The sequence below is a fragment of the Mycobacterium sp. genome (assembly GCF_035603715.1).
In the GTDB taxonomy this organism is placed as follows: domain Bacteria; phylum Actinomycetota; class Actinomycetes; order Mycobacteriales; family Mycobacteriaceae; genus Mycobacterium.
Genome location: NZ_DATNJW010000528.1, coordinates 1 through 6,416, shown reverse-complemented (window position 1 = coordinate 6,416; position 6,416 = coordinate 1). Strand labels below are relative to the sequence as shown.

General features: G+C 65.8%; 7 protein-coding genes and 1 pseudogene. 5 read left to right on the top strand and 3 right to left on the bottom strand.

The window, feature by feature from the left end:
* The 3 genes from VN856_RS21825 to ilvC all read left to right on the top strand — a co-directional run.
* Positions 1–358: thiamine pyrophosphate-dependent enzyme (locus tag VN856_RS21825; protein ID WP_325692853.1), on the top strand; the 358-nt coding region annotated here is incomplete at its 5' end.
* Positions 358–873: an acetolactate synthase small subunit gene (gene ilvN, locus VN856_RS21820; protein WP_325692850.1), complete on the top strand. Its 516-nt coding sequence runs from the start codon at positions 358–360 to the stop codon at positions 871–873. The genes VN856_RS21825 and ilvN, both read left to right, overlap by 1 nt.
* A gap of 66 nt (positions 874–939) precedes the next feature.
* Complete coding sequence (gene ilvC, locus VN856_RS21815) at positions 940–1,941, top strand: ketol-acid reductoisomerase (protein WP_325692856.1); 1,002 nt, start codon at positions 940–942, stop codon at positions 1,939–1,941.
* On the opposite strand, the gene wrbA is transcribed toward ilvC, so the two are convergent.
* Entirely contained in the window at positions 1,942–2,541 is a 600-nt protein-coding gene (gene wrbA / locus VN856_RS21810) for an NAD(P)H:quinone oxidoreductase (protein WP_325692847.1), read from the bottom strand.
* A gap of 78 nt (positions 2,542–2,619) precedes the next feature.
* A complete protein-coding gene (locus VN856_RS21805) occupies positions 2,620–3,105 on the bottom strand; it encodes a DUF4262 domain-containing protein (protein WP_325692845.1) in 486 nt (161 codons plus the stop codon).
* 193 nt (positions 3,106–3,298) lie between these two features.
* Here VN856_RS21805 and serA point away from each other — a divergent pair, with 193 nt between their 5' ends.
* Positions 3,299–4,885 carry a phosphoglycerate dehydrogenase gene (gene serA / locus VN856_RS21800; RefSeq protein ID WP_325692842.1) on the top strand — a complete coding sequence of 529 codons (1,587 nt, stop codon included), beginning with the start codon at positions 3,299–3,301 and terminating at the stop codon, positions 4,883–4,885.
* Positions 4,882–5,892: a 3-isopropylmalate dehydrogenase gene (locus VN856_RS21795; protein WP_325692840.1), complete on the top strand. Its 1,011-nt coding sequence runs from the start codon at positions 4,882–4,884 to the stop codon at positions 5,890–5,892. Before serA ends, VN856_RS21795 begins: the two co-directional genes overlap by 4 nt.
* A 91-nt stretch (positions 5,893–5,983) precedes the next feature.
* Here the strand turns inward: VN856_RS21795 and VN856_RS21790 are convergent.
* Positions 5,984–6,382, bottom strand: a pseudogene (locus VN856_RS21790) (MFS transporter); the annotation flags it as partial.
* Between the last annotated feature and the right edge of the window lie 34 nt (positions 6,383–6,416).

Here is a 6,416-nt window from a genome sequence, read left to right as displayed (position 1 = left end):
CAAGGTGGCGTTGATCAACAACGGCAACCTCGGCATGGTGCGTCAGTGGCAGACCCTGTTCTACGGAGAGCGGTACTCGCAGACCGACCTGGCCACCCACTCGCACCGGATCCCCGACTTCGTCAAGCTGGCCGAGGCGCTCGGTTGTGTCGGATTGCGTTGCGAGCGTGAGGAAGACGTGGTCGACGTGATCAACCAGGCCCGGGCGATCAACGACCGTCCGGTGGTGATCGACTTCATCGTCGGCGCCGACGCGCAGGTGTGGCCGATGGTGGCCGCCGGGACCTCGAACGACGAGATTCAGGCCGCCCGCGGTATCCGCCCGCTGTTCGACGACGGAACCGAAGGGCACGCCTGATGACGACCGGATCGACAGTCACGCACACCCTTTCGGTGTTGGTGGAAGACAAGCCGGGTGTGCTGGCCCGGGTGGCGGCGTTGTTCTCGCGGCGCGGGTTCAACATCGAGTCGCTGGCGGTCGGCGCCACCGAGCAGAAGGACATGTCGCGGATGACCATCGTGGTCTCCGCCGAGAGCACCCCGCTCGAACAGATCACCAAGCAGCTCAACAAGCTGATCAACGTCATCAAGATCATCGAGCAGGACGACCACACCTCGGTGTCTCGCGAGCTGGCGCTGATCAAAGTCCGCGCCGACGCCGGATCCCGCAGCCAGGTCATCGAGGCGGTGAACCTGTTCCGCGGCAAGGTGATTGACGTATCGCCGGAATCGCTGACGATCGAGGCCACCGGTGACCGCGGCAAGCTCGAAGCGCTGCTGAAGGTGCTCGAGCCGTTCGGCATCCGCGAAATCGTCCAGTCGGGCGTGGTTTCGCTGTCCCGAGGACCACGTGCAATTAGTACGGCCAAATAACCCATTCAATTTCGAAACCCATATCGAAAAGCCAAGAAAGAAGGAGACATTCAGGTGGCTTTGGAGATGTTCTACGACGATGATGCTGACCTGTCGATCATTCAGGGCCGCAAGGTCGGTGTCATCGGCTACGGCAGCCAGGGGCACGCGCACTCACTGAGCCTGCGTGACTCCGGAGTTCAGGTGCGGGTCGGGCTGAAGGAGGGCTCGAAGTCGCGGGTCAAGGTCGAGGAGCAGGGCCTGACCGTCGACACGCCGGCCGAGGTGGCCAAGTGGGCCGACGTGATCATGCTGCTGGCGCCCGACACCGCGCAGGCCGACATCTTCAAGAACGAGATCGAACCCAACCTGAAGGACGGCGATGCGTTGTTCTTCGGACACGGGCTCAACATCCACTTCGATCTGATCAAGCCGCCGGCCAACATCACCATCGCGATGGTGGCGCCGAAAGGCCCGGGGCACTTGGTGCGTCGTCAATTCGTCGATGGCAAGGGTGTTCCTGCGCTGATCGCCGTCGACCAGGACCCCAACGGCAACGGCGAGGCCCTGGCGCTGTCCTACGCCAAGGCCATCGGCGGCACCCGCGCCGGCGTCATCAAGACCACCTTCAAAGACGAGACTGAAACCGACCTGTTCGGTGAGCAGGCCGTGTTGTGCGGTGGCACAGAGGAATTGGTGAAGACTGGGTTCGACGTGATGGTCGAGGCGGGCTACCCGCCGGAGATGGCCTACTTCGAGGTGCTGCACGAGCTCAAGCTGATCGTCGACCTGATGTACGAGGGCGGCATCGCGCGGATGAACTACTCGGTGTCCGACACCGCCGAATTCGGTGGCTACCTGTCGGGCCCACGCGTCATCGACGCCGACACCAAAGAGCGCATGCGCGCCATCCTGCGCGACATCCAGGACGGCAGCTTCACCAAGAAGTTGGTCGCTAACGTCGAGGGCGGCAACAAGGAGCTCGAAGGTCTGCGCAAGGAGAATGCCGAGCACCCGATCGAGGTCACCGGTAAGAAGCTGCGCGACTTGATGAGCTGGGTCGATCGCCCGATCACCGAGACCGCCTAGCTACGACTTGAGCTGGCCCGCCACGGTCACGACCCGGCGGGCCAGATGGTCGAGTGCGGCGTTGGTCGCGTCGTCGATATCGTCGATGTTGTCGTGGGTGGCGACCAGGCTCGCCCCGTACGGGTTTCCGTCGACGAACTTGCACGGGTCGGTGTATCCGGGCGGCACGATGATGCCGCCCCAATGGATCAGGGTGATGTAAAGCGACAGCAGTGTCGTCTCCTGCCCGCCGTGCGCGGTGTTGGAGGATGTGTAGCCGGCATACACCTTGTCGGCCAGCTTGCCGTCGGCCCAGAGGCCGCCCAGCGAATCGATGAACGTGCGCAATTGGGCTGCGGGCGAGCCGAATCGCGTGGGCGTCCCGAAGATCACCGCATCGGCCCACACGATGTCGTCGCCGGTGGCCGCGGGAAGATCCTTGGTGGCTTCATAGTTGGCGGTCCACGCCGGGTTCTTGGCGAACGAGGCCGGATCGTGGGTCTCGGCGACATGTCGCACGCGGACTTCGGCGCCCGCCGACTCGGCTGCCGCCGCGACGCGCTTGGCCATCGTCGTTCCATGGCCGGTGGTGGAGTAGTAGATGATCGCCAGGTTCGTCACCGGGTCATCGTAGGCAGCGACGCTGCGCCCGGTCGTCGAGATCGACGCCAGCGCTGACCGCTTCGGCGTGTCGTCGCGCTAGTGTCGATCTCGCTCTTCGGGTGGGTCCACTCGAATGCCGAACACCGGTTGCCGCACCCCGCCGTTACTGAATTCCGCGCACCACGGACGATGCCCGTGGTCGTCCGGCCAGACCAACTGCAGGGCCCGCAGATCCGGGCCGTAGAACGAGAACGCGAATTTCAAGTGGGCGATCGGGTGCTGCACCTGGACGAAATCGAGCAGGAGCTCACCGCCGATCAACATCCGCTCGCCCGGTACCGGCCGCCCGCCCTTGAGGAGATACTCGGCCACGGTATTGAGCACCAGGTTGGCCCGCTCTGGCAGCATCCCCGTCACCAGCAGCTCGGGCAGGCCGCGCTCATGTAGACCGATCGTGTAGGCGAACGGCGTACGGTCGTCCTGGACGAACTGCACGATCCAACCGTTCTCTTGGACCTTCTCGTAGATGAGTTCCAGCCACTCGCCCATGGTGGCCTCGGGGTGATCGCATTTCCAGCACATCGGTGGTTCTCCTGTCGTCGCGCTTACCGACAGGATTCACCCAGGCACCGACACCGGGTCCCCGCGCCGAACGTGCACTCAGGGCGAAATTTTGGCGATTTTCTCGCTCTGAATGCACGTTCGACGCTGCTAGGCCGTCCGATCGGCGACCGTGACGCAATCCCGCACAACCGCGACCATTAGGCTGGCCCGCGTGAGCCTGCCTGTTGTTCTTATCGCTGACAAACTTGCCGAATCAACCGTCGCCGCGCTCGGTGACCAGGTCGAGGTGCGCTGGGTCGACGGCCCGGATCGGCCGAAGCTGCTCGCGGCGGTACCCGAAGCCGACGCGCTGCTGGTCCGCTCCGCGACCACCGTCGACGCCGAGGTGCTCGACGCCGCGCCGAAACTGAAGATCGTCGCCCGCGCCGGCGTCGGGCTGGACAACGTCGACGTCAAGACCGCCACCGACCGCGGTGTGCTGGTAGTCAACGCACCGACGTCGAACATCCACAGCGCCGCCGAGCACGCCTTGGCGTTGCTGCTGTCGGCTGCCCGCCAAATCCCCGCGGCCGATGCCACGCTGCGAGAGCACGCCTGGAAGCGCTCGTCGTTCTCCGGCACCGAGATCTTCGGCAAGACCGTCGGAGTGGTCGGACTGGGCCGGATCGGGCAGCTGGTCGCGCAGCGGCTGGCCGCGTTCGAGGCCCACATCGTGGCCTACGACCCGTACGTGTCGGCGGCGCGCGCGGCCCAACTCGGTATCGAGTTGCTGTCGCTCGACGAGCTGCTCGGCCGCGCCGACTTCATCTCGGTGCACCTGCCGAAAACCCCTGAGACGGCAGGGCTGATCGACAAAGAGGCGTTGGCGAAAACCAAGCCGGGCGTGATCATCGTCAACGCCGCCCGCGGCGGGCTGATCGACGAGGCCGCGCTGGCCGACGCCATCACCAGCGGGCACGTTCGCGCCGCCGGTCTCGACGTGTACTCCAAAGAGCCGTGCACCGACAGCCCGCTGTTCGAGCTGTCCCAGGTCGTGGTGACGCCGCACCTTGGCGCCTCGACCGAAGAGGCCCAGGACCGGGCCGGCACCGACGTCGCGGCCAGCGTCAAGCTCGCGCTGGCGGGGGAGTTCGTCCCCGACGCCGTCAACGTCGGCGGCGGCGTGGTCAACGAAGAGGTGGCACCGTGGCTTGATCTGGTGCGCAAGCTCGGTTTGCTGGCCGGTGCGCTCAGCGACGAACTTCCCGGGTCGTTGTCGGTGCAGGTCCGCGGCGAGTTGGCCGGCGAAGATGTTGAGGTGCTTCGACTTTCGGCCTTACGCGGCTTGTTCTCTGCGGTGATCGAGGACCAGGTGACGTTCGTCAACGCCCCGGCGATCGCCGAGGAGCGCGGCGTGGCCGCCGACATCAGCACCGCCACCGAAAGCCCCAACCACCGCAGCGTTGTCGATGTTCGCGCCGTGGCCGCTGACGGTTCAGTCGTCAACGTGGCCGGCGCGCTGTCGGGTCCCCAGCAGGTCGAGAAGATCGTGCAGATCAACGGCCGCAACTTCGATCTGCGGGCCCAGGGCATCTACCTCGTCATCAACTACGCCGATCAGCCTGGGGCGCTGGGCAAGATCGGCACGCTGCTGGGTACCGCAGGGGTCAACATCCAGGCCGCCCAGCTCTCCGAGGATGCCGAGGGGCCCGGTGCGACGATCCTGCTGCGGCTGGACCGCGATGTCCCCGCCGAGGTTCGCGCCGAGATCGGCTCCGCCGTGGCGGCCAACAAGCTCGAAGTGGTTGACCTGTCGTGAAGCTCGCGGTAATCCCGGGTGACGGGATCGGCCCGGAGGTTGTCGCCGAAGCGGTGAAGATTCTCGACACGGTGTTGCCCGGCGTCGAGAAGACGCATTATGACCTGGGCGCCAAGCGATTCCACGCCACCGGCGAAGTCCTGCCCGAGACCACCGTCGCCGAACTGCGGGCCCACGACGCAATCCTGTTGGGCGCGATCGGTGATCCGTCGGTGCCCAGCGGTGTGCTGGAGCGAGGTCTGCTGTTACGCCTGCGATTCGAGCTGGACCACCATGTGAACTTGCGACCGGGCCGGCTGTATCCGGGCGTCAGCAGCCCGCTCGCGGGCAACCCGGACATCGATTTCGTAGTGGTCCGCGAGGGCACGGAGGGTCCGTACACCGGGACTGGCGGAGCGATCCGCGTCGGCACCGCACATGAAGTGGCGACCGAGGTCAGCATCAACACGGCGTTCGGCGTCCGCCGCGTCGTAGAAGACGCGTTCGGGCGCGCTCAGCTGCGCCGCAAGCATCTGACGTTGGTGCACAAGACGAATGTGCTGACATTCGCCGGATCCCTGTGGTCACGGACCGTGCAGGAGGTCGGCGAGAAGTATCCGGATGTCGAGGTGGCCTACCAGCACGTCGACGCCGCGACCATCCACCTGGTCACCGACCCCGGGCGCTTCGACGTCATCGTCACCGACAACCTGTTCGGCGACATCATCACCGACCTGGCCGCCGCGGTCTGCGGCGGTATCGGCTTGGCCGCCAGCGGAAATATCGACGCCACCCGGACCAACCCGTCGATGTTCGAACCGGTACACGGCAGCGCACCCGACATCGCCGGTCAGGGAATCGCGGATCCAACCGCCGCGATCATGTCGGTGGCGCTGCTGCTTTCCCACGTCGGCGAAGACGCTGCCGCCGCGCGAGTGGACCGGGCCGTGGCCTCCCATCTGGCCAGTCGCCCGACCGGAAAGATATCCACCGCCGAAGTCGGCGAAAGGATCGCGTCCGCGCTCTAGTTTCCAGACCCGGCGGCAACGTGTTGGCCGGCACGATCGGCACCGCCAGCAGCGGGAACAGCCCGCAGATTAGAAATGCGGGCGGATAGCTGTGGTCGGCGATCAGCTCACCGAACACCGGCGGCGCACCCGCCGCCATCAAACGTTGATAGGTGTTCTGCAGGCCCAGCGAACGCCCACTCCAGAACGGGCCGGCGTACTCGGTGACCGCGGTCGATTCCAGCCCGTTGTCGAGCACTGCGACCACTGCGGCCGCGACCATCAGCGGCACGGCGATCGACGAGCGCAGGTGGTCGGCGAGCGCCAGACCGGCAAGCACCAGGACCCCGACCACCGCCATGATCCGGACCGGACGCAGCCGCGACCCGACCCGGTCGGACCACCGGCCGACCAGGACGCGGCCCACCGCACCGAGTAGCTGCGACAGTGTGACGAGGGCTCCTGCCGAGGAGATCGACCAGTGGTAGTTCGTGATCAGCCAGATCAGCATGAACGTGACAGTCACCGTCTGCGGCACCATCAGC